19 protein-coding genes are annotated in these 19412 nt (G+C 65.6%); 6 read left to right on the top strand and 13 right to left on the bottom strand.

Annotation, left to right across the window (positions count from 1 at the left end; translation table 11 throughout):
• Nucleotides 1–92 precede the first annotated feature (92 nt).
• The 3 genes from OHA42_RS13370 to OHA42_RS13360 are packed head-to-tail and all read right to left on the bottom strand — an operon-like array spanning nt 93 to nt 3453.
• Nucleotides 93–935 (bottom strand): transglutaminase domain-containing protein, encoded by an 843-nt coding sequence (locus tag OHA42_RS13370; protein ID WP_406237192.1) that lies wholly within the window; start codon nt 933–935, stop codon nt 93–95.
• Nucleotides 932–1906, bottom strand: coding sequence for an alpha-E domain-containing protein (locus tag OHA42_RS13365; protein ID WP_406237190.1), 975 nt, complete (start codon nt 1904–1906; stop codon nt 932–934). The genes OHA42_RS13370 and OHA42_RS13365 overlap by 4 nt, the downstream gene beginning before the upstream one ends.
• Entirely contained in the window at nt 1906–3453 is a 1548-nt protein-coding gene (locus OHA42_RS13360; RefSeq protein ID WP_406239321.1) for a circularly permuted type 2 ATP-grasp protein, read from the bottom strand. Before OHA42_RS13360 ends, OHA42_RS13365 begins: the two co-directional genes overlap by 1 nt.
• Nucleotides 3454–3872: 419 nt before the next feature.
• Between OHA42_RS13360 and rpsT the strand changes: the two genes are divergently transcribed.
• Both rpsT and OHA42_RS13350 read left to right on the top strand, forming a co-directional pair.
• Nucleotides 3873–4133: a 30S ribosomal protein S20 gene (gene rpsT / locus OHA42_RS13355; RefSeq protein ID WP_366528276.1), complete on the top strand. Its 261-nt coding sequence runs from the start codon at nt 3873–3875 to the stop codon at nt 4131–4133.
• Nucleotides 4134–4405: 272 nt separating this feature from the next.
• On the top strand, nt 4406–4669 hold the full coding sequence (locus OHA42_RS13350; protein ID WP_328410577.1) for a hypothetical protein: 264 nt from the start codon (nt 4406–4408) through the stop codon (nt 4667–4669).
• 3 nt (nt 4670–4672) lie between these two features.
• On the opposite strand, the gene OHA42_RS13345 is transcribed toward OHA42_RS13350, so the two are convergent.
• Nucleotides 4673–5500: a helix-turn-helix domain-containing protein gene (locus OHA42_RS13345; protein ID WP_406237188.1), complete on the bottom strand. Its 828-nt coding sequence runs from the start codon at nt 5498–5500 to the stop codon at nt 4673–4675.
• Nucleotides 5501–5614: 114 nt separating this feature from the next.
• On the opposite strand from OHA42_RS13345, the gene OHA42_RS13340 reads away from it, so the two are divergent.
• Together OHA42_RS13340 and OHA42_RS13335 are read left to right on the top strand one after the other, a co-directional pair.
• Complete coding sequence (locus OHA42_RS13340; RefSeq protein WP_406237186.1) at nt 5615–6685, top strand: aldo/keto reductase; 1071 nt, start codon at nt 5615–5617, stop codon at nt 6683–6685.
• A 165-nt stretch (nt 6686–6850) separates the two neighbouring features.
• Nucleotides 6851–7114 (top strand): DUF2798 domain-containing protein, encoded by a 264-nt coding sequence (locus OHA42_RS13335; protein ID WP_406237184.1) that lies wholly within the window; start codon nt 6851–6853, stop codon nt 7112–7114.
• A 9-nt stretch (nt 7115–7123) separates the two neighbouring features.
• Here OHA42_RS13335 and OHA42_RS13330 read toward each other — a convergent pair whose 3' ends face one another.
• The 4 genes from OHA42_RS13330 to OHA42_RS13315 form a co-directional block, all read right to left on the bottom strand.
• On the bottom strand, nt 7124–7429 hold the full coding sequence (locus OHA42_RS13330) for a hypothetical protein (RefSeq protein ID WP_406237182.1): 306 nt from the start codon (nt 7427–7429) through the stop codon (nt 7124–7126).
• Nucleotides 7430–7642: 213 nt separating this feature from the next.
• A complete protein-coding gene (gene holA / locus OHA42_RS13325) occupies nt 7643–8614 on the bottom strand; it encodes a DNA polymerase III subunit delta (RefSeq protein ID WP_406237180.1) in 972 nt (323 codons plus the stop codon).
• A 1913-nt stretch (nt 8615–10527) separates the two neighbouring features.
• Complete coding sequence (locus OHA42_RS13320; protein ID WP_406237178.1) at nt 10528–13335, bottom strand: ComEC/Rec2 family competence protein; 2808 nt, start codon at nt 13333–13335, stop codon at nt 10528–10530.
• Nucleotides 13336–13467: 132 nt separating this feature from the next.
• The gene (locus OHA42_RS13315) at nt 13468–14340 is read right to left on the bottom strand and encodes a helix-hairpin-helix domain-containing protein (protein WP_406239319.1); all 873 of its coding nucleotides are present in this window, start codon (nt 14338–14340) and stop codon (nt 13468–13470) included.
• Nucleotides 14341–14940: 600 nt separating this feature from the next.
• Between OHA42_RS13315 and OHA42_RS13310 the strand changes: the two genes are divergently transcribed.
• Together OHA42_RS13310 and OHA42_RS13305 are read left to right on the top strand one after the other, a co-directional pair.
• Nucleotides 14941–15282, top strand: coding sequence for a hypothetical protein (locus OHA42_RS13310; RefSeq protein WP_406237176.1), 342 nt, complete (start codon nt 14941–14943; stop codon nt 15280–15282).
• A complete protein-coding gene (locus tag OHA42_RS13305) occupies nt 15219–15449 on the top strand; it encodes a hypothetical protein (RefSeq protein ID WP_406237174.1) in 231 nt (76 codons plus the stop codon). The genes OHA42_RS13310 and OHA42_RS13305 overlap by 64 nt, the downstream gene beginning before the upstream one ends.
• A 294-nt stretch (nt 15450–15743) precedes the next feature.
• On the opposite strand, the gene OHA42_RS13300 is transcribed toward OHA42_RS13305, so the two are convergent.
• The 5 genes from OHA42_RS13300 to octT all read right to left on the bottom strand — a co-directional run bounded on the left by OHA42_RS13300 (nt 15744) and on the right by octT (nt 19399).
• Nucleotides 15744–16238 (bottom strand): FBP domain-containing protein, encoded by a 495-nt coding sequence (locus tag OHA42_RS13300; protein WP_406237172.1) that lies wholly within the window; start codon nt 16236–16238, stop codon nt 15744–15746.
• A gap of 139 nt (nt 16239–16377) precedes the next feature.
• The gene (gene lexA, locus OHA42_RS13295) at nt 16378–17040 is read right to left on the bottom strand and encodes a transcriptional repressor LexA (protein WP_406237170.1); all 663 of its coding nucleotides are present in this window, start codon (nt 17038–17040) and stop codon (nt 16378–16380) included.
• A gap of 210 nt (nt 17041–17250) precedes the next feature.
• Nucleotides 17251–17739 carry a GNAT family N-acetyltransferase gene (locus OHA42_RS13290; protein ID WP_406237168.1) on the bottom strand — a complete coding sequence of 163 codons (489 nt, stop codon included), beginning with the start codon at nt 17737–17739 and terminating at the stop codon, nt 17251–17253.
• 88 nt (nt 17740–17827) lie between these two features.
• A complete protein-coding gene (locus OHA42_RS13285; protein WP_406237166.1) occupies nt 17828–18670 on the bottom strand; it encodes a DegV family protein in 843 nt (280 codons plus the stop codon).
• Entirely contained in the window at nt 18671–19399 is a 729-nt protein-coding gene (octT, locus tag OHA42_RS13280) for a diglucosylglycerate octanoyltransferase (RefSeq protein ID WP_406239317.1), read from the bottom strand.
• Nucleotides 19400–19412 lie beyond the last annotated feature (13 nt).

Below are 19412 nucleotides of genomic sequence, written 5' to 3'. Positions count from 1 at the left end.
ACCCCTGGGTGGCTCGCCGGGTGCGCCCAGAACCCGGCCGATCGCCGATTCACGGGCATCGGCGACTGAATAAAGCGCGAAAAGGCCGCAGTCTAGGCGAGACGGGTGATCTCCACGACGACCTCGAGGTCCGTGGAGCCGCCACCGGAAAAGATTCCCTTCAGCGGCGGCACATCCGCGTAATCGCGGCCGACCCCGACCGATACGTGCTGTTCGTTGCTGGCGATGTTGTTGGTCGGGTCATAGCCCCACCACTGGCCGGTCCATGCCTCGATCCAGGCATGCGATTGACCGGCCACCGTGGAGTTGATCTCGGCGTCCGGATGCGGATGCAGGTACCCGGAGACGTAGCGGCTCGGTATGCCCATGCTGCGCAACAGGACAAGGGTGAGGTGCGCGTAGTCCTGGCAGACGCCTTGCCGCTCGGCGAACGCCTGCACGGCCGAGGTGTGCACGGAGGTGGTTCCGGCCAGGTAGGTCATCTCCTGATGCACCCATTCAGCCGCTCGCACCACAGCTTTCGCCGGTGGCACCCCGCGCGCCAGCTGCCGCGCGACGGTCGCCAGCTTCCGATCCGTCGGCACATAGGTGGTGGCGGCGAGCATTTCGTCGAACCGGTCGGCGATCTGTTCGCGGCGCAGCTCTTCCCAGCCCAGTTCCTCGGCCGGACCGGCGAACGGCTCGGTCTCCACCACCGAGGAGCCGGTGACCTCCAATTCGGTGTGCGGCGCATGCAGGTCGAAGGAGGTGACCGCGGTGCCCCAATAGTCGGTATAGCGGTAGGAGCGGGTCGAGGGCACCGTCTCCACCCGATTGAGGATGACGTTCTGCCTGCTGTCGGCGCGTGGGGTGAGCCGGGCCTCGTTGAACGACCGGGTGACCGGCGCGTCGTACACATAACCGGTGGTGTGCACCACCCGAATCCGCCAGCTCACAGTTCTCCCTCCACCTGCGCGTGGTTGTCGTGACTGCTGCGCAGATCGGTCCACGCCACCCACGGCGCGGCATGGAAATATTGCAGCGCGATCGCCTCGCCGACCTCGCGGAAGTTCCGCTGCAGCAGCAGCAACCGATTCTGCAGGTCCTCCAGCAGCACACCGGGCGGCAGGAATTCGAGTTCACTGCGGGCCCGGCCCAGTAGTCGCTGTGCCTCGTGCCGTGCGCCGACCCGGCTGGTCGGCCGTTGGTCGAGTTCGGCGAGACAGTCCTCGGCAACCCGCACCGAATGGAACAGTGACCGCGGGAAAAGCCGGTCGAGCAGAATGAATTCGGCCACCAGATTGGCGTCGAGCGCACCGCGATGGGTGCGCAGATAGGTGTCGTGCGCGCCCGCCGAGCGCAGCACCGTCACCCAGGCCGGTGACGAGGTGCGGTCACCAGCTCGCGAAAGCAGTAGCCGCACAGTCATATCCGCACGTTCGATGGAGCGGCCGAGCAGCAGGAACCGGTAACCGTCGTCGCGACTGAGCGTCGAATCCGACAGTCCGGCGAACATCGCCGCCCGGTCCTTGATGTAGTGGAAGAACTCGTGCGGCCCGAGGCTGCGGGCGGCGCGTTCGGCGGCCGCCAGCCCGATGTAGGTGGCATTCAGGCACTCCCACATTTCACTGGAGGCGACTTCTCTTGCGCCCCTGGCATTCTCGCGAGCATTTGCGATCGAGTTGGTGATCGACGCACCGTGCTCGGGAGTGAACGCCACCAGATCGGTGACCGACCAGACATCGAGTTCGCCCTCGGGCGGCTCGATACCGAGCACCCGCAACAACACTCGCGAAGTACGGTCCGGATCGACCGTCGCATCCTCCAGCAGCTGATGCACCGCAACGTCGAGGATGCGTGCGGTGTCGTCGGCGCGCTCGACGTAGCGTCCGATCCAGTACAGCGATTCGGCATTGCGGGCCAGCATCAGCGCACCACCCTCGCACCGGATTGTCGCTGCTCTTGTTGTTGCTGCTGCTGTTGCTGATTCGACTGCTCGGCAGTCAGTTCCCGGCCGAGTTCACGCGAATCCGATTGCGGCGGTTCGCTGACCAGCTCCGCACCCGCCAGTTCCCGGTCGGCGAGCGAGTCGCGTCCGGACAACACCCAGGTGTCCTTGCTGCCGCCGCCCTGACTCGAGTTGACCACCAGGGAGCCCTCCGGCAGCGCGACCCGGGTCAGCCCGCCGGGCAGCACCCAGATGTCGTCACCGTCGTTGACCGCGAAAGGCCTCAGGTCGACGTGGCGCGGCACCAGTTCGTTGCCGATCTTGGTCGGCACGGTGGACAACTGAACCACCGGCTGCGCGACCCAGCCACGCGGGTCCGCCTTGATCCTGCGACGGGCGGCGTCCAACTCGCGCAGCGTGGCGTCCGGTCCGATGACGATGCCGTAGCCGCCGGAGCCCTCCACCGGCTTGACCACCAACTCACCGATCCGGTCGAGCACCTCCGCACGCTCGTCTTCCAGCCAGCAGCGGTAGGTGTCGACGTTCGGCAGCACCGGCTTCTCGCCGAGGTAGTACTCGATGATCGTCGGTACATAGGCGTAGATCAGCTTGTCGTCGCCGACGCCGTTGCCGATCGCGCTGGAGACGACGACATTGCCCGCGCGTGCGGCATTCAGCAGACCCGCGACGCCGAGCACCGAATCGGGACGGAAATGCATCGGGTCGAGGAAAGCGTCGTCGATGCGCCGGTAGATCACGTCGACCTGCCGCTCCCCCGCCGTGGTGCGCATGTATACGACGTTGTCCCGGCAGAACAGGTCCCTGCCCTCGACCAGCTCCACGCCCATCTGCCTGGCCAGCAGCGAATGCTCGAAGTAGGCCGAGTTGTAAACGCCAGGGGTCAGCACGACGACCGTCGGATCGGCCTCGTTCGGCGCGGCCGAAGCGCGCAGCGCCCGCATCAGATGACTCGGGTAGTCACCCACCGCACGCACCCGATGCGAGGAGAACAGGTCCGGGAAGACCCGTGCCATGGTGCGGCGATTCTCCATTACATAGGAGACACCTGATGGGGAACGCAGGTTGTCCTCGAGGACCCGGAATTCGCCGTGCTGGTCGCGGACCAGGTCAATGCCCGCGACGTGGATGCGCACGCCGTTCGGCGGCACCAGCCCAGCGGCCTCCCGGTGGAAATGCTGGCAGGAGGTGACCAGGCGTTTCGGGATCACCTCCTCGCGCAGAATGTTCTGCTCGCCGTAGATATCGGCGAGGAACAGCTCCAGCGCGGTCACCCGCTGCTTGATGCCGCGCTCCAGTTTGTTCCATTCGGCGGCCGCGATGACCCTGGGCACCAGATCCAGCGGGAACGGCCGCTCCTGACCAGACAGCGAGAACGTGATGCCCTGATTGATGAAGGCGCGATCGAGGGCGTCCGAACGCGCCGCGAGGTCCGCGACGTCGATGGGCGCGAGCGCGGAGAAGATGCCTTTGTAGGGCTGCCGGACCCGGCCCGAGCTGTCGAACATCTCGTCGAAGGCCTGGTCATAACGGCCGGGTCGATAGCCCTCGAACAGTCCGGTAGAAGGTGCTCGCCCATGGCCACCCGCACGTCCGTTCGACCGGACCGGTGTCGGCACAGGAGATCGGGCCGATCGCGGCGGCGAGGCGGAGGTCATGCAAGAATCGTGCGCCATGCAGCGGCTTTGCCGTGTGAGACACAGGTAAATTTCTTGCATCACTCGTGCGTTGCGTGTGAAAATTCTGTTCGACAAACTGGCGGGTCCGCAGCGGTGACTCGGGCGCCGGATGCACCGATTTCGTGTGCCAAGCCGTGGCTGGTACCCTCGATCTTCGGCGTTGCGTTACCGATTTACTTCGGGTGTGTCGCACGCTCGCAAACTTTTCAGCACAGTCCATTCAGCGACAGGAACACGAGGAAACAGGCGTGGCCAACATCAAGTCCCAGATGAAGCGGATCCGCACCAACGAGGAAGCGCGCAAGCGCAACCAGTCGGTCAAGTCCGCTCTGCGCACTGCGATCCGCAGCTTCCGCGAGGCCGCGGCCGCAGGCGACAAGGACAAGGCTGCCGAGCAGCTGCAGTTCGCCAGCCGCAAGCTGGACAAGGCTGCCTCGAAGGGCGTCATCCACGCCAACCAGGCTGCCAACAAGAAGTCGGCGCTCGCGCTGGCCCTCAACAAGATCTAGTCCGCCGGTATCGCGAGATACCGCATGTGCTTTTGACGCAGCCGCCGTGGCCTCGATGACCACGGCGGCTTTTGTCGTGCCCACCGACACGAGCTGGCCACACGACGCCGTGTCGACGCACCGCCGAGACCGTGATCTGCGGGGACGAGCGCGGCAGGAGAATGATGTGTGAACGGTTTCGGGCAAACGCCCGGCGTCCTCCGAATCGGCGGTAGTGTCTGCCAGGCGAGGGCACTCGTCAGCAATGTTTTCACCAATGATTGGAGTTACCGTTGGACGGCGACCGCAACACCATTACGTTGTATGCCAACCAGACCGTGGTTCGGTCCGAGGACCTGCCCGATGTCATCCGGGCTGCCGACGTTCTCCAGATCGGTCTGAAGATCGAGAACATCATGGTTCCCGCCGGTGAGGGCGCGTACTCGTTGGAGTGGATCGTCACCCGTGACGACGACGTGCCGTTCTACGAGGAATGGGACGGCCGCTACGAGGACTCCGACGAGGAAGACGAGCTGACGCTCGCCTCCGTCGAGTAGTTCTCAGGACTCGGCCAACCGGTCCAGCGCCGTTTGGGAATCGGCGTCCGCGGCTCGATAGATGACGATCCGCTGGTCGGGGTCCTGGATCGGCATCAGTACTTCGTAGTTGACGACCAAAGGCCCCACCACCGGATGCCGCAATGGCTTCCGGCCGCGACCGTTCACCCGCACATCATGCCTGTCCCAGGCCCGTGCGAATTCCTCGCTGCGGGTGAACTCGGCAATCAGGTCCGCAAGGGCCTGATCGTCGGGATGCGCCGCCCATGCGGCTCGCAGGTCAGCGATGCCTTCTCGGATGATCCGTTCCCGGTCGGCATAGAACTCGCGCATATCAGGGTGCATCAGGCACAGCCACATCGTGTTGCGCTGGCCCGGCGGCAAGGTGTCGAAATCGACGATCAACCTGGCCATTTCCCGGTTCCACGCCAGAATGTCGTAGCGATGATTGACCAGCATGGCAGGCAGTGGGGAAAGATCCTCGACCAGCATGACAAGCGCAGGAGCGGCCACCGTGCTCGGTTTGCCCGTGTCGGGTTGACGCTGCTGGGCCAGGTCGAACAGATAGGCGCGCTCGTCGGTGTCCAGCCGCAACGCACGCGACAGCGCCTCCAGCACGTCCGCGGACGGGCGTAATCCGCGCCCCTGCTCCAGCCGGACGATGTAATCGATACTGACCCCTGCCAATTCGGCGACTTCCTCCCGCCGCAGCCCGGGCGTGCGGCGGACCTGCCTGCGCTCGGGCAGCCCGAGGTCGCCGGGGGTGAGGCGCTCCCGCCGGGCCCGCAGGAAGGCCGCAAGTTCCTGTGTCGCGTTCACCGTGCCAGTCATCACCTTCGATCCTACGGCTGGGTGGTACTGGCCTTCCCAGGAAGAACCTTCCCTTATCGTCGGCCTCGCGCCGTTCCAGACTTGTTGCCGAACGAACGACGACAGGAGCCCGACATGTCCACAGGCCTCACCCTCGACACCTACCGGCTGCTCGGCCGCTCGGGGCTGCGGGTTTCCCCGCTGTCCCTCGGCACCATGACCTTCGGCGCCGACTGGGGCTGGGGCGCCGACAAGGACGAAGCCCGCAAGATTTTCGACACCTATGTGGAGCGTGGCGGCAATTTCATCGACACCGCCAGCCAGTACACCAACGGCACCTCCGAGCAGCTGCTCGGCGAGTTCACCGCGGACAATCGCGAAAGCCTTGTGCTGGCAACCAAATACACGATGCTGCGGCGACCGAGCGACCCCAACTCCGGGGGCAACCACCGCAAGAGCATGTTCGCTTCGGTGGAGGCTAGCCTGCGCAGGCTGAACACCGACTACCTCGACGTGCTGTACCTTCACGCCTGGGATTTCCGCACCCCGGTCGAGGAGATTCTGCGCGCGATGGACGACCTGGTCCGTGCGGGCAAAGTGCTCTATGTCGGCATTTCCGACGCACCGGCGTGGCAGGTCTCGCGCATGCAGGCCATCGCGGATCTGCGGGGCTGGTCACCGCTGATTGCGCTGCAGATCGAATACAGCCTCATCGAACGGACCGTCGAGCGCGACCTCATTCCGATGGCGCAGGAAATGGGTCTTGGTGTGATCCCGTGGTCGCCACTGGCCAGCGGCGTACTGACCGGCAAGTACAGCAGCGCCGACCTGGCGCATGATGCGGAGGCATCGGCGGAAGGCTCGCGCAAGAATGTGGCCGCCGCCAACGGCTCGCTCACCGCGCGCGGTCTTGCCATCGCCGATGTGGTGAAAGAGGTTGCGGCGCAACTGGGTAAGGCACCGTCACAAGTGGCGCTCGCCTGGACGCTGCGCAACCCCGCGGTTACCGCACCGATCATCGGCGCCCGCACAGCCGCACAGCTCGAGGACAACCTCGGTGCCCTCGATGTCGAGTTCGACGCGGCGCAGGTGGCTCGGCTGGAACAGGCCAGCGCTATCGACCTCGGTTTCCCGCACGAGTTCCTGGCCAGGCCGATGACGCAGAGCGTCACCTTCGGCGATCTGAAGGTGCAAGAGCGCAACTGAATTCGGCACGGTTCGCGGCGGCGCAGAGCTGGCTTGCACCGCCGCGAACCGCTGTCCTATGCTCGGTGCCACGACATCGCGTCGCCGTAAGCGTTCACGTCAACCAACGCGCCGATTCCGCCGCCCGGCGGAATCGGCGCTGTGACGACCTTACGGAGTGAACCGATGACTTCCGCGAACACCAACTCTCGCACCGGTTTCAAACTGCCCGCCCGCTATGCGTCGGTGCTCATGCCGATGCTGCTGTCGATCCTGATGACCTGCATCGTCTCCCTGATCAGCACCCTGATGAGCGATGGCCTCGCGGTAGGGATGTGGCTGCGCTCGTGGGTGGTGTCCTGGCCCATCGCCTTCCCCACCCTGCTCCTGGTGCTTCCGCTGGTACGCCGGGCCACGGCGGCACTGGTGCAGGCACCGAAAGCGGTGTGAGGCAACGCCTTACCTCGGATAATGCTGATCCGGCGGCGCCGGGGCAGGTGGCTGCCACGCACCGTGCCCCGCACCCGCCGTCTGCGCCTGGTGCAGCAGTTCGGGGACACGCTGGTGAGGCACTTCCGATTCCGCTCCGCACCACGTGCACTGCACGGTGTGCTTGGTCTTCAGCGCGAAGAGCGGGATGAAGAAGAGCGTGAACTTGGTGACAAGTTTGCGCAGAGCGTGCGCCGCCGGATTGTGGCAGTTGCCGCATACCAGCGTGAGCATGGCGAGTTGCTGGACGGTGCGCCGCCAGCCCCAAATCAACATAGGAAACCCCCAGGATGGAATCGAACGACGTCGACAGTACTCGCATGATCGAGGACCAGCGCACCGTCGGTGGAGTCGGTAGTGCGCTGTCCATGCCGCAGACGTCGTGCAGCGGTTGTGAGGGAAATACATGCCGCTGTTGGCCACGATGCCGGTGCGCTGAACAGGCCGGAGCCCCGTTCACTAGACCGGCCGGAAAGCGCGGCGCTTCGGTCAACCTGCGGAGTGCAGGTCGAGGATCTGGGTGAGAGCGTGTTCCAGGGCGTAGCCGGGGTCGGCGGCGCCGCCCTTGACGTCGGCGTTCAGGCTGGCGACCACTTGGAGGGCGGAGCCGATGGTTGCCGAGCTCCAGCCGCGGGCCTGGGCTTGGGCTTTCTTCACTTTCCATGGGGGCATGCCCAGCTGTTGGGCCAGCTTGAAGGGGTCGCCGCGACCCGCGGAGCCGACGCGGGCGATGGTGTGTACAGAGTCGGCGAGTGCGTCGGCGAGTAGGACATGCGGGACGCCGCGATCATTGGCCCAGCGCAGTGCTTCCATCGCGCCGGGACGGTCACCCGCAACGGCCAGCTCGGCGACGTCGAAGCCGGAGACCTCCGCTTTGCCGGAGTAATAGCGGCGAACGGCCGCGACGTCGATCTTGCCGCCGGTGTCGGCGGCAAGCTGCGAACAGGCGGCGGCGAGCTCACGTAGCTCCGAACCGACCGCCTCCAACATCACCTGCACAACCTCGCCCGACACCCGCACCCCTGCGGCCCGGAACTCGTTACGCACGAATTCGACCCGCTCGGCCGCCTTGGTCAGCTTGGCGCAGTTGTGCACCTCGGCGCCCAGCTTCTGCAGCGCAGGCGCCAGCGCCTTGGCCCGGCCACCTCCCGAATGCAACACCACCAGCACCGCGCCCTCGGGCGGATCCCCGGCAGCCTCGGTGATCACCGTGACGGCGTCCTTCCCCGCCTCGGCCGCCGACTCCAGCACGATCAACCGCTCCTCGGCGAACAACGAGGGGCTCAACAACTCGGCCAGCTCAGCCGTGCTGGCATCCCCCGCCCGCAACCGATCAATCGGCACCGCGTCACCACCCGACGCACCCGCCCGAACCTGCGCAGCGATCTGCGCGACCGCCCGCTCGATCAACAACTCTTCTTCGCCGAGAACCAAGTGCACCGCCGCAGCTTGCTCGCTCACGACCGCACCCCGCTGACGCTGGGCTCCCTGGTGCCGGCAATCGACCGCGACATGATCCGCTCGCTGCACACGCTCATGACTGCACCTCGCCGACGCTCGGCTCCAGCGCACCCGAAGGCGCCATGTCCCTGGTTGGCTCGCCGCGCTCGCTCACGGGCCCGATCCTACGGTCCGCCACCGACATCTTTTGCCACGACCACGCTGCTCGGCTGTCCCAACCAGAGCTGCCGACATCGACGGCGAAGAGAGCAGCCCGGGCCCAGACGAGCAAAACCCGATCAAACGCCCCGACGCTTGTCACACATGCCTTTGATCGAGACTGTCCGTCAGATTGTCAGCATGTCAGCTCGCGACTTTGGTGTTGTGGCCGGTCCAGCGATTGTTGGCGATCGCGAGACGCGGGTTGACGACAGCCGAGCGGACAGTATTTCTTTTCAGTTTTGCTCAGAAACATTATGAGCAAGTTTCGGTATCCAATGCGCAACGATCAAGGCCGGACTTCAGGTAGTCGCCTTCGGCTGGTTTTCAGGGGATAAAAGAGGTCAACGGTATCTCTTTCTCCGGCTGGCATTCGTCATCGACTGGGTGAAGACTGAAGAGGGGTGATGAGTTATTACAGTCGGAAATATATCCACACCGGAGGACGCAAAATGTCTACCAAAACCGTCAAAATCTTCGCCGCAATCGCCATGGCCTTGTCCCTGGGTGTCATCGCAGCTCCCGCGGCATCGGCCAACACAGTTCCATCCGCTGAGCCAACGTCGACCTCGGCCACTCCCACGGATGGATCAATCGCGCTGTGCTTCCCTCTCGGCAGTGTCGTCTGGTGCATCTGAGGCCACCGCCCTGAGAAGCCCGCAGAGGCGGGGCTGATGCGATCAGCTCCGCATATGCACTTCGGCGGACAACTTCGCCGTTTCGGCTGGTCCAGCGATTGCTTCGGCTGCGGCCTGCGGTTGTGATGCCCGAATGCTCAGCCCCGCATGCTGAGCTGCTTCCTCGTTGCTCCCACCCGCATGCCGAGCTGTCTTCTCGCTGTCCGCATGCCGAGCTGTCTCCTCGTTGCTCCCGCATGCCGAGCTGTCTTCGACGCTCCCGCATGCCGAGTCTGCCTCCTCCTTGCTAAGGAGATCCGACCGATTGCAATGTCACCACTCACACTTTCGATCCTGCACCGATGATCACAATGTCGCCGAACTGATCGGTGCGGATGATGCCGCTGCTTACGCATGCCAAGCGGCGAGTAGGCCGTGACGCGGGTGACCCAAGGCGTAGTCCGCACCGACGCCGACTATCGCGAGGCGCGAGCAAAGGATGAAGAAAGTGATTCTTTTCAGTTTGCTCGGCAACATTCCGAATAAGCTTCGGTCTCCAGTGCGCAACGATCATGCACCGAATCCAGGTGATCACCTTCGGCCAGACTATAGGGGATAAAAGAGGTCAGCGGTATTTCTTGACCCAGTCTGGCATTCGTCGACGGCCGGGGCCACACTGAGGAGGATGACGAGTTATTGAAGTAAGAAGTTTATCCAAACCAAAGGAAGCAAAATGTCTAACAGAACCGCCAAAATCCTCGCCGCGACCGCCATGGCTTTGTCGCTGGGTGTGATCGCAGCTCCCGCAGCTTCGGCCAGCACGATTCCATCCGCTGAGCCCACATCGACCTCGGCCACTCCAACCACCGGTGGATCAATCGCACTGTGCTTCCCTCTCGGCAGTGTCGTCTGGTGCATCTGAGGCCACCGCCTGAGAAGCCCGCAGAGGTGGGCCGAATGTAGTCCTTTCTGGGCCTCCGTCCAGTGCGTAAACGCACTGGACGGAGGCCCAGAAAGATCTCCGGACAACGCCTCCGAGTGCGAGTTGGATTCGCTGAAGGCTGCCGACCACCATGGCGGAGAGAACCGAGCCACAATTCAGCGCAATGTCACCACTTGCATTTTCGATCCTGCACCGGTGATCACGACGTCGCCCAACTGGTCTGTGCGGATCACGCCGCTGCCGGCGCGTGCCAAGTCGGCGAGTAAGCCGGGATGCGGGTGACCGAAGGGGTTGTCCGCGCCGACGCTGACTATCGCGAGGCGAGGGTGGACGGCGGCCAAGAATTCCGCTGCGGTGGTTCGTGATCCGTGATGTGGGACCTTGAGGATGTCGGCCTGGACCGGGGCTCCGGAGTTCAATAGGCGGTGTTGGGCGGGAGCCTCGATGTCGCCGGTCAGCAGGATCCGGCCCGCGGGCGTGGTGGCGGCGATGACGACCGACCGGTCGTTGGCGTCGTCGGCTGCCGCGCTGCCCGCTGACGGTCGCAGAGATGCTGTCGGCGCGAGAACCATCAATTCGACTGCGCCGAAGCTCATTACGTATCCCGCCGACAGTTCCACAACAGGAACACCGGCCCGCGCGGCAGCGGTTGCGACCTGGACCGGCCCATTGGTTGCGGCACGCGCGTGGCTGGTCGGAGCCCGCGGCTTACTGGTCGAACCGCGCGGATCGCCAGACGAGGCACGCGGCCCACTCGTCGTCACACTCGGATCGCCGGTCATGGCGCATGAGCCGGCGGTTCTCGGAGGGGGATCGCCGGTCACGGTGCACGGGTCGCCGACTGCGGCGTGTGGGCAGCCGCCCGTCATGCCGCACTGGTCGCCGATCGGGGCACACCGGTCACCGGGTGAGGCGCCCGGGCCGTCAGTCGCGGCACGCGAGTCGCCGATCGAGCTGCACAGGTCACCGGGTGTGACGTGAGAGTTGGCCGCAGGCGCTGAACTGGCGGTGTCATCACCCGTGCCGCCGTTGACGCTGGCCGCGATGTGACGCAAACCGGGTACTGCGGGGAGTTCGCCGGGGCCGACGGCCAGTGCTGCGACCGAGCGTCCTTCGAGTGCGCCGGTGAGGCCACCGATGTGGTCGGCGTGCGGGTGGGTCAGGACAAGCAGCGGGATTCGGGTGATATGGAGGCGATCGAGGCAGGTGCGGATGGCACGGGGTTCCGGGCCGACGTCGATCACTATCGCGGCACCGTCGCCGATCGACAGGACTAGCCCGTCTCCCTGTCCGACATCGCAGGCGGCAAGTACCCAGCCGGATGGTGGCCACCATGGGTGCCAGATCCGGAGGGGAAACAAGACGGCCGCTATCCCGAGAAATGTTGCGGCCGTGAGTCGGCGCACGATGGCCGACCGTAGGGACCACACGAATACCGCAACGACTGCGGCGGTGATCGAACCGCCGTACAAGCCACCGGGAAGGTCGATCGTCGCGCCGGGTATTCCTGCCGCGTGTTCGGCAATCGTCAGCAGCCACCACATCGGTGGTCCCGCACAGCGCAGAACCAATTCGGCAGGCAGTTGCCAGATACACGACAACACAGCACCGGTTGCGCCGATCACCGTGATCGGCGCGACAACAGGTGCGACAAGAACATTCGCGAGAACTGCCACGAGACTGAGCTGTCCGGTCAGCGCGACCATGAGCGGAGTGGTCACCACGAACGCGCCTGCCGACACGGCGACGATTTCGGCGGGCATCCGCCACCAACCGCGGGCGCGCAGCCAATCGGCCCAGCTGGGCGCAAGGAGTATCAAGCCGGCCGTGGCGACAACCGACAGCGCGAAACCGGCCCGCACGGCCAGCTCGGGCCATATTGCAAGCAGTCCGAGAACCGCCGCGCACAACGCGGGCAACGCCTGCTTCCTGCGACCGGTGACCAGTGCCAACAAGGTGATCGCGCCCATCGCACCGGCCCGCAACACACTGGGATCCGGCCTCGCCAGCACAATGAACATGAGCAACGCCGCCGCTGCGACCATCGCGGCAAGACGTGGACCGAGGGTGAGGGCACGCACTACGAGCAGCACTACCGAGAGCAGAATAGTGAAGTTCGCACCGCTGACGACGCACAGATGTTGCAGCCCAGCTATTTTGAACTCTTCCCGCACGTCATCAGGCAATGCCGAAGTGTCCCCCACGACGAGTGCAGGCAGCAGTCCGGCTGGATCCGCGGGTAGGGCACGAGACGCAGAGGCAGCGAAATCCGTACGCACCGCGGCGGCCACGCGTTGCCACCACGGCAGCCTTCCGACCACGACCGGCCTATCGAGCGCCCGCAACGTGACGACCGAAAGATCCTGATGCCACGGCTGATCTATTTGCGCGCGGAATTCGACCGGTCCGCCGGGCAACAGCTGCGCCCACTCCACACCCGAAGCCAGAATCACCACCACACCACCGGTCCGCACGGTCACCTCACCCTGTCGGTACTCGCGCAGCTCCGCGCGCACCGTCCACCGCCGCTCGCCCGCGAAAGAATTGGTGCGCACCGGTTTCGGATCATCGATCGGTGTCGCCACAACCCGCACCGACGCACCGATCGCTGTCCGCAACGGATGCGTGGCCACCCGATGCTCCCGCCACGCCCCCGCGATCGCGAACCCCACCCCGAGCAACACCGCCGCGAGCGCGACCACCGCGACGACCCGCCAACGTTCACTGCGGTGCGCAACCGCCCACAGCAACAACACCCACAACCCGATCGCCAGCACCGACAACCCCGCCGCGACCACAAGCCCAACCACCCACCCACTGGTGACCGCCACAATCGTTGCGCTCCAACAACACAGCGTCGCAGGCAGCAGCCGCGCATCGAGCACCTGCGGCTCGTCATCCCGATCTTCGTCCCGGTTGTCGCTGTCGCTTGGTCGACGGTCTACCCCAGGCCCGCTACTCATCGGACATGCACCTCTCATGCGCCACCGCTGAGGGCCTCTCGCCGCGTTGTGAAACCGGCGGACACTGCCGGTCTGTAGTCCTGGGTCTGCACAATCCCCGTGCTCGACCGACCGGCTCGCGCCCCTCGAGCCTCATACCTTCACCAGCCCGCGCAGGCGGGCAAGTCGAGCGGGTCCGATGCCGTCTATTTCGCCGAGCTGTTCGATATCGGTGAAGCGGCCATTCTTGGTGCGCCAGGCGATAATTGCGCGGGCAGTCACCGGCCCGACGCCCGGCAACGCGTCGAGGTCGGACTCGGTCGCGATGTTGAGATCTATGCGGGCGGTGATGGACGGTGACGATGCGGAACCCACATGCGGCGCCGGGCGGGTAGCGGTGTGGCCAGCACTGATGGTGGTGCTGCCCAATTGCATCGGCCCAGGACTTGGGCCGGTGGCGCCGACCAGCACCTGATCGCCGTCCTGCAAGCGCTGGGCCAGGTTGAGCCCGCTGAGATCGGCGCCTTCTTTCACACCGCCCGCCGCCGTGATGGCGTCGGCCACTCGAGATCCGTTCGGTATCCGCAACAGGCCGCCGTTGTGCACCAGACCGACAACACTGACGACCAGTTCGACGCCGGTGACGCCCTCGGGGCCGTCGGGCGACACCGGCGCTGCACCGGGTGGCGCAGCCACAATCGGCGCCGAAGTCAGCTGCGCCGAGGCGCGAACAGCGGTCGTCGTGCGTACTGCGGGCACCGGTGGAACGGGCTGCGCGACAGGCCGTTCCCGCAACACGACCACCGTCGCCGCGAGCATCGCCGCCAGCCCGACCAAGGCCAAAGTCACCACACCCCGCCAGCCCGGATCGAACCGCGCACCCCGAAACCGCTCCGGCACAATCCGGTCCCGCCACACCGAGCGGCTCCCTGCCTCCTCCAGCCACCCTGGCACGCGGACCTCACCGTCCCCGCCTGCCAGGTCGTGTTCGCCACCGGGCTCACCGTCCGACCCATCCGACTCCATTCCTCTCGTCGGCAACCGGTCGTCATCCCATCGCCCGCCACCGCGCACACCCTCTGCCCGCCCGATCTGCCCCACCCGCTGCGCCTTTCTCGATAGCTGCACTCCACCCGGCGACTGTGTCTCCCATGCCCGCTCGCCGCCTTCCGATCGCCCATGGGCCACGCGCAGCGCGATACCCTCCGGCCGCCTACGACCTACTGCCCGGTCGTTTTCGCCGACCAGCTCGCCCTCGCTCGCCGCTGCGGCGATCTCTGTCGTCGACCATCGCGTATGACTGCCGTCCCGCGATGTGGGCTCGATCGCGCCGCGAATCCCGGACCCGGCTGTCCTGCTCGCGCCGACCCGGCTCGTCAGTTCGCTGAGGCGCTGGCGGATTCGCCGGCGTTCGTCGTGTCGTGACATGGCGGTGACGGTAGTGCGATTCGAATTCCTGGGATCCGCGCTGAACAGCGGATTCGATGGATCTGTTGATAACCGCGTGGCTGTGGACAACCGCGTCGCGAACGATACCGACAAAGGCAGACCGGTCGGTACTATTCGGGGAGTTGCCAGCACAGCGTTCGAGTTCACGAAGGGACCGGCGATGTCGGCGAGGCGGGTGTGACACGACTGCCGCACTACGCGGCGATGCTGGCGATGGCGGGCGTTCTCCCCAGCGACGAACAGGGCTGGGCCTACGAGGCCAAATTCGACGGCATTCGCGCCATCGGCCACATCGAGGACGGCCTGCGACTGATGTCGCGCAACGACAAGAACATCACCGCAGCCTGGCCCGAGATCGCAGACATTGCTCCCGCGGCCCCTCGATTCGTCGTCGATGGCGAAATCGTCGCCTTCACGGCCGACGGCAGACCTTCGTTCGAGGCCCTGCAACTCGGATGCACCAGCGCAATCCCGCCAAGATCCACGCGCTCGCCAAGGCCGTCCCGGTCACGTACCTGATCTTCGACCTACTGCACATCGGTGATCGATCGCTGATCGGCCTGCCCTACCAGCAGCGCAGACAGCTGCTGGAACAGCTCGGCCTCGACGGCCCGCACTGGCAGGTCCCACCCCGCCTGCCCGGCACCGGTGCCGACGAGCTCGCTGAATCGAAGCGCCTGCAATAAAAGGACGTGCTCGACGTCAGAGAATTCGAACAGGAGCGAAGTCCACGTCGGCAGGGGTGTCGGTGACGGATACCGAGAGGCCGGTGATCCGAGGGGTTCCTCTCCGGATGGGGTGGTCCGGTCATCGCCCGGGCCGTCTCAACCGGAGCGGAATCCTGTGCACCCCGAGTTCGGTTGCGGTGTCGCTGAACTCGGGGTGCGCCGGTGGCATGGCCCCTGAGTGTCGGCGCATGGCATCTACCTCCGTTTCGGGTCGGCAGCATGTGCTGCCTGCTGGATCGGGTCGGATTGCGGTTAGGTGTAGAGCCTCGCGATGAAGGCGTTCATGTTGTCCCGGACCCGTTCGACCTTGGTTTCGACGGAAATGAGGTCTTCGCGGTACCGATTACCGAGTGCGGGCGTTCTCTTGCCGCGCGCATACAACGAACACGCGAGGTCGGTGCACATATAGGTGCCGACCGAGTTGCCGCGGCGGCCGGACTCGCCCGCCTTGTGCGCGGTCATCAACGAGACACCCTTGCTGGTGTGCGTGGTCATGCAGATCCCACACATCTGAGCTCGGCCGAACCCACCGATTTCGTAGCGCAGTGCGACACCGATGAGGCGATCATCTTCCTGCGGGACGACGAGGTAGCCGCGTCCGGGCAGCGATGGATCGCCCCAGCCGAGGAAGTCCAGGTCATCCCATGGACGATCGTCCAGGTTCCGAGGTGCGGGCAGCTTCTTGGCGGTGGTTTTGGAACAGTTGACGAACGACGACCTGATGTCGCGTTCGGTGACGGCTTTCATGACAGCATCGACTCCTTCGGTTGATCCGTTGACAAACCGAAGTGACGTTACAGCTGGTCGCAGCATCGAACAAAGGAATTTCCCGGTCATGGCGACGGAGTGTGGCCGCCACCATGACCGGTGCAAATGGCGCGACGGGTCAGACCCGGCGCATCACCGAGACCACCTTGCCGAGCACCACGGCCTCGTCGCCGTCGATCACAGCGTAGGCGGGGTTGCGCGGCTCCAGATATACGTGGCCGTTGCGACGGCGATACACCTTGACGGTCGCCTCGCCGTCGATCATCGCGGCGACGATCTCACCCGAGTGGGCTTCATGCTGTTTCCGGATCACCACGATGTCACCGTCGCAGATTGCGGCGTCGATCATCGAGTCACCGCGCACTCGCAGACCGAAAACCGTACCGCGGCCGACGAGTTCGCGCGGCAGCGTCATCATGTCGTCGGTGTGCTCCTCGGCAAGGATGGGACTACCCGCGGCAATGTCACCGACGACCGGCACGGCCACCGAGTCGTCCGACGGCTCCCGCGGCGCGGCAGCAGCAAGAAACATCCGGACATCGATCGGCCGCGACATCGTCTCGCTGCGGCGCAGGAACCCCTTGTCCTCCAGGCTTTTCAGATGCTTGGACACCGACGAGGAGGAACGCAGCCCCACCGCATCGCCGATCTCCCGCGTGTTGGGCGGATACCCGTGCCGGACAACGCAGTCCCGAATCGTGGTGAGAATCTGCTGCTGTCGCACTGGCAGCGTCGAGGTGTCGAGGTGCTCGAACGCGTCGAGGTGGTCGTATCCGGTCACCCGGGAATCGTAGATGGCACACCGAACCCACCAGCCGCACATCATGGACGACCATCGGCGTGTCGCCGACCTACCACCGAGTTCCCTCCGCATCCACTCCTGCGCCGCCGACCTCTGGCCACGCGGCACCGAACGGCACCACGGCGGGAAATCCTCGCGCTTCGCCGCAGTCATGTCCCGTTCGTCAATGGATCGCGTGGCGGAGGTCTGTCAGGGCAGGGCTTTGGCGAAGCAGTTGGAGAGAGGGAGGGGTTCGTAGGGGGAGAACAGGGGGATTCGGTGGTAGCCGCTGCGTTCGTAGAAGCGGACCGCTTCGGGCTGGAGGTGGCCGGTTTGCAGGATCAGGCGGGGTTGGCCGAGTTCGCGTGCGGCATCTTCCGCGGCGGCGAGCAGGCGGGCGGCGACGCCGGAGCCGCGGTGGGCGGGACGCACGAACATGCGCTTCAACTCCAGGTCGCCTGCATTCCATCGCACCGCGGCATGCCCGACCGGCTCGCCCGAATAGGCGACGAATGTCCGGTGCACCGTCGCGGGATCGACCGCTTGCGGATTGACGCGCAACTGCTCGGCCAGATAGGCGTACCGGGGGCCGACTTCGGCAGCCATCTCCGCACGAAGGATTACCGCGTCCTGATGCTCCCAGTCCGTCGACTCCACAGTCAGCGGCGGACGGGTCGGCGGCTGCGCAGAGCTCGTCATATCGCGACCCTAACCCGCCCCACCTCCACTGAACCCCGTTGCGATCAAGCAGATTGGTTTACTCACCGAGGGCCGACGGGCGGGTGATTCAGGCGCAGCCGCCGGGGACAACCAGGACGCCGACGGCTCCGTGGCCGAGGTGGACACCGAGGGCGGGGCCGAATTCGGCGATGATGAGTTCACGGATGCCGGGGACGAGGTCGCGGAGTTGGGTGGCAACGGTGTTGGCCACTTCTTCCGCGCCGAGATGTTGGACGGCTACCGCGGCGCCGTCGTCGCCTGCCGCATCGACTGCTGCCGCGACGAGTTTGGCGTAGGCCTTGGAGCGAGTGCGGACCTTTTCGCGAAGCTCGAGACGGCCCTCGACGATCTGCAGCAAGGGTTTGGTGACCAGTTCGCTGCCGAAAAATGCGGCAGCGCTGCTCAATCGGCCGCCACGGCGCAGCTGTTCGGTGCGGCTCACCAAGATGAAGGTGCGTGCGCGGCTCGACGCGGCAACGGCGGTGTCGTAGACGATGTCCAGTGCGGCGCCGCCGCGGGCTCGGCGGGCCGCCGCCAGCACAGGCAGCCCGGTGGCCAGGCCGGCGCCGAGCGAGTCGACCAGACGCACGCGGTCGGCGGCGTCCATATCGCGGACCGCCTGCCTGCCTGCCTCCCAGGTCCCCGAGAGCTGGCGCGAAATATGCACCGCGACAACACCGTCACCACCGCTGCGATCCAGCGCTTGCTCGTAGACCGCACGTAGTTCGCCGGGCGAGGCGGCCGAGGTGGTCACGGTGTCGGAGGAGTAGTCGATATCGATGGGGTCGACGCCCTCGCGGATCGCGCGATCACCCACCAGGACATGCAGCGGTACGACGGCGATGTCCAGCTCGTCGACGAGCTCGGCGGGGAGGCTGGCGGAGGAATCGGTGACGACCACAACGGCCAACTACCGAACCTCCTGCAAGGTCTTCACCATCGCAGTGGCCACCGCGGTGTGTCCGGCCCAGCCCCAGTGGATGCCGTCTGGGTTGGCCTCACCGGAGAAGATGTTGTCGCGCACCGCTTCGCCGAGATCGACCAGCGGCACCGAGGTCTTGGCCGACCATTGGCGCAACGCCTGCACCGCGCGCTCGCGGCCCGAGTGCACGCGACCGTAGGCAGCGCAGTTGTGCACCGACGGCAACACCGCGACGACCGGCAGGTCGGGACGCAAGTGCGACAGCGCTTCCCGCGACTGCTCCAGGTAGTCGACGCTCACCCTCGGCGGCAGCGCCACCGGACGGCCGAGCTTCGATAGCTTCGGCTGCAGCCAGTTGTAGGTGCCGCGCACCGCGCGGCGAATGGCAGGCGGACGCACGTAGCGGATCAACTCACGCAACGCGGTCGGCAGCGGCGACGGCAGCGTGTCCATCCCGCCGACCGCGAAAACCACCGCACCCGCACGCGGGACCGCGGCCCACACCCGAGGATCGCCGATCAGCGCCCAATACGCATCCCGGCAGGTCCAGCCGATCCGTCCGACCAGCTCGACATCCCAATCGAGTTCGGCGCCGACAAGGTTCGGCCAGATCTGCGGATGATCCGCAGGCAACCCGCCCTTCGGGCCGAAGTAGGACAGCGAGTCCGCGATCACCAGCAACACCGGCCGCGCCGGAGACTGCTTCGCCGCGACGATCGAGTCCGTGCCG

This window comes from Nocardia sp. NBC_01009, assembly GCF_045208035.1.
Classification (GTDB): Bacteria; Actinomycetota; Actinomycetes; order Mycobacteriales; family Mycobacteriaceae; genus Nocardia.
This window is presented reverse-complemented; position numbering and strand designations above follow the sequence as displayed.